The organism is Mitsuaria sp. TWR114 (assembly GCF_007997345.1).
Map to the genome: position 1 here is coordinate 1 of NZ_VOSR01000090.1, position 3,350 is coordinate 3,350.

Genomic DNA, 3,350 nt, shown 5'->3' on the forward strand with positions numbered 1-3,350 from the left:
CCGGTGATCCAGAAGGCCAGCGAACGCGCGCTGGCCAAGGGCATCACGCTGGCACGCGTGCTGGAGATGGTGCGCGAGTTCCGTCGCCAGGACGACGCGACGCCGGTCGTGCTGATGGGCTACGCCAATCCGGTGGAGCGCTTCGGCCTGGAGCGCTTCGTCACCGAGGCCAAGGCGGCCGGCGTCGATGGCGTGCTGGTGGTCGACTATCCGCCCGAGGAGTGCGAGGCCTTCGCCACCGCGCTCAAGGCCAAGGGACTGGATCCGATCTTCCTGCTGGCGCCGACTTCCACCGACGAGCGCGTCGAGCGTCTGGGCCGGCTGGCCAGCGGCTACGTCTACTACGTCTCGCTCAAGGGGGTGACCGGCGCGGCCACCTGGACACCGGCGCCGTCGCCGACGCGATGCCGCGCCTGCGCCGGCATGTGAAGGTGCCGCTGGGCGTGGGTTTCGGCATCCGTGACGGGGCGACGGCCGCCGCCGTGGCCCGGCATGCGGACGCGGTGGTGATCGGTTCGGCCCTGGTTCAGCTGATCGAGCTGCAATCCAGGGATAATGTCGCGATCCAGGCTGCGGCCTTCATCCGAGACATCCGCGCCGCGCTGGACGCCTGAGCGGGGCAATCTGCCCCGCTTTCGCGTTTCGCGACAGACATAGGAGCCCGCCATGAGTTGGCTTGAGAAACTTCTTCCGCCCAAGATCCAGCAGACCGACCCCGACCAGCGCCGCACGGTGCCGGAAGGCTTGTGGATCAAGTGCCCGTCCTGCGAGACGGTGCTCTACAAGACCGACCTCGAGCAGAACGTCAACGTCTGCCCGAAGTGCGGCCACCACCACCGCATCGGCGCCCGCGCCCGCCTGGACGCGTTCCTGGACGGGGAAGGGCGCTACGAGGTCGGCCAGGAGGTGCTGCCGGTCGACGCGCTGAAGTTCAAGGACAGCAAGAAGTATCCCGACCGCCTCAAGGAAGCGTTGGAGAACACCGGCGAGACCGACGCGCTGGTCGTCATGGGCGGCGCGGTGATGAGCATCCCGGTCGTCACCGCCTGCTTCGAGTTCGACTTCATGGGCGGCTCGATGGGCTCCGTGGTCGGCGAACGCTTCGCGCGCGGCGTCGAGACCGCGCTGGAGCAGAAGACCCCCTTCATCTGCTTCACCGCCACCGGCGGCGCGCGGATGCAGGAAGGCCTGCTCTCGCTGATGCAGATGGCCAAGACCAACGCGGCGCTGACGCGCCTGGCCAAGGCCAAGCTCCCCTACATCAGCGTGCTGACCGACCCGACGATGGGCGGCGTCTCGGCGAGCTTCGCGTTCGTCGGCGACATCGTCATCGCCGAGCCCAAGGCGCTGATCGGCTTCGCGGGCCCGCGCGTGATCGAGAACACCGTGCGCGAGAAGCTGCCCGCCGGCTTCCAGCGCGCTGAGTTCCTGATGGAGAAGGGCGCGATCGACATGATCGTGGACCGCCGCAAGCTGCGCGAGGTCGTGGCCCGCAACCTGGCCATCCTGCAGCGCCAGAGCGCCGACGCGGTCGCCTGACGGCGCGCCGCCGAACCGCCCGCGGCGGTTCCGGTCCTCAGCACGGCCAGACCCCTCCCGCCTGGCCGTCTTCATTTGAGGCCTTGGACATTCCGATGACTTCTTCCCCGAACGACCTGTCGATCCCGCAACTGGCCCCGGGCGGCGACGCCCAGCCGGTGCTGGAGGCGTGGCTGTCGCGCTGCGAGCGGCTGCATCCCAAGGAGATCGACATGACGCTGGCCCGGGTCGCCGAGGTGCGCGACCGGTTGGGCCTGCGCTTCGGCGCGGACACGCCCGTCGTCATGGTCGCCGGCACCAACGGCAAGGGCTCGACCTGCGCGATGCTGGAGAGCATCGCGCTGCAGGCCGGCTACCGCGTCGGCCTCTACATCAAGCCGCACCTGGTGCACTTCCAGGAGCGCTGCCGCGTCGGCGGGGCGCCGGTGGATGCCGCGTCGCTGCTGCCGCATTTCGAGGCCGTCGAGCGCGCGCGCGGCGAGCTGACCCTGACCTATTTCGAGTTCACGACGCTCGCGATCCTGCATCGCCTGGCCGCGGAGCCGCTGGACCTGGTGATCCTGGAGGTCGGCCTGGGCGGGCGGCTGGACGCGGTCAACGCGATCGATGCCGACTGCAGCGTCATCACCAGCATCGACCTGGACCACACCGAATACCTGGGCCCGGACCGCGAATCGGTCGGCCGCGAGAAGGCGCACATCATGCGCCCGGGCAAGCCGGTGATCGTCTCCGACCCGATGCCGCCCGCCTCGATCGCCGCGCATGCGGCCTCGATCGGGGCCGACCTGCGCCAGCTGGGCCACGATTTCACCTATTCGGGCGACCGGCAGCAGTGGCAGTGGGCGGGGCGCTCGCGCCGCTACAGCGGCATGTCGTATCCGGCGCTGCGTGGCGTGAACCAGCTGCTGAATGCCTCCGGCGTGCTGGCCGTGTTCGAGGCGCTGTACGAGCGGCTGCCGATCTCCGCCCAGGCGGTACGCGCCGGCCTGGCGCTGGTGGAGCTGCCGGGGCGCTTCCAGGTGATCCCGGGCTCGCCGATGCTGGTGCTGGACGTGGCGCACAACCCGCACGCGGTGGCGGCGCTGGCGCAGAACCTGGACCAGATGGGCTTCTACCCGCGCACCCGCGCGGTGTTCGGCGCGATGGCCGACAAGGACCTGGCCAACATCCTGGCGCGGATCTCGCCGCTGATCGATCACTGGCACTTCTGCGACCTGCCGATCGCCCGTGCGGCGACCGCCCAGGCGCTCCAGCAGCGCTTCGACGAGGCCCGCGCCGCCAGCGCGCTGCAGACGCCGAAGGAAGTGGGCAGTTCTCTGCATCCGGACCCTGCGTCGGCCCTGGCCGCTGCGGCGGCCGAGGCGGACCCCGCTGATAGAATTTTGGTCTTTGGTTCGTTCTTCACCGTGGGCGGCATCCTCAAGCACGGCATCCCGAGATTGGGCGGCGGCGTCCAGCCGGAAGCCGCGCCCTGAGGGACCGCCCATGCCGCGCCAACCGCGCGTTGAACGCATCGCAACGCTGCATTCGAATCTGTCGCGATTGAAGTCGGCGGCCCTGTCCGCAGATGCGCCAGGACCGCTTTCCGCTCCGGGGCGGCGCGGCACCAACCAGGTCTTCCGAGTACATGGGATTTCTTTCCTTCCTGAAGCGCGGCGAAGCGAATGAGGCCGGCGATCGCGATGCCGAGCGGGGGCGCTCCGGCGACGGCGGCCGTGGCCGTGCCCGCGGTGGCGCCGAGGCGGTGGACGACGTCCAGCAACTGCGCCTGCGGGCCCGGCGACGCCTGATCGGCGCGGCGGTGCTGGTGG

3 protein-coding genes and 1 pseudogene are annotated in these 3,350 nt (G+C 69.9%); all 4 read left to right on the forward strand.

What is annotated here, in order from left to right:
* A pseudogene (trpA, locus tag FUT87_RS04775) lies at nucleotides 1-614 on the forward strand (tryptophan synthase subunit alpha); the annotation flags it as partial.
* A gap of 52 nt (nucleotides 615-666) precedes the next feature.
* Nucleotides 667-1,539, forward strand: a complete 873-nt coding sequence (gene accD, locus FUT87_RS04780) for an acetyl-CoA carboxylase, carboxyltransferase subunit beta (protein ID WP_147240242.1) — start codon at nucleotides 667-669, stop codon at nucleotides 1,537-1,539.
* Nucleotides 1,540-1,634: 95 nt separating this feature from the next.
* Nucleotides 1,635-3,014 carry a bifunctional tetrahydrofolate synthase/dihydrofolate synthase gene (gene folC, locus FUT87_RS04785; RefSeq protein ID WP_147240243.1) on the forward strand — a complete coding sequence of 460 codons (1,380 nt, stop codon included), beginning with the start codon at nucleotides 1,635-1,637 and terminating at the stop codon, nucleotides 3,012-3,014.
* 152 nt (nucleotides 3,015-3,166) lie between these two features.
* On the forward strand, nucleotides 3,167-3,350 hold a 184-nt coding region (locus FUT87_RS04790), incomplete at its 3' end, for a hypothetical protein (protein ID WP_404935361.1).

Bases quoted from the DNA above. Each gene is read 5' to 3' on its own strand.
- accD (WP_147240242.1), top strand. From the start codon at position 667: ATGAGTTGGCTTGAGAAACTTCTTCCGCCCAAGATCCAGCAGACCGAC.
- folC (WP_147240243.1), top strand. From the start codon at position 1,635: ATGACTTCTTCCCCGAACGACCTGTCGATCCCGCAACTGGCCCCGGGC.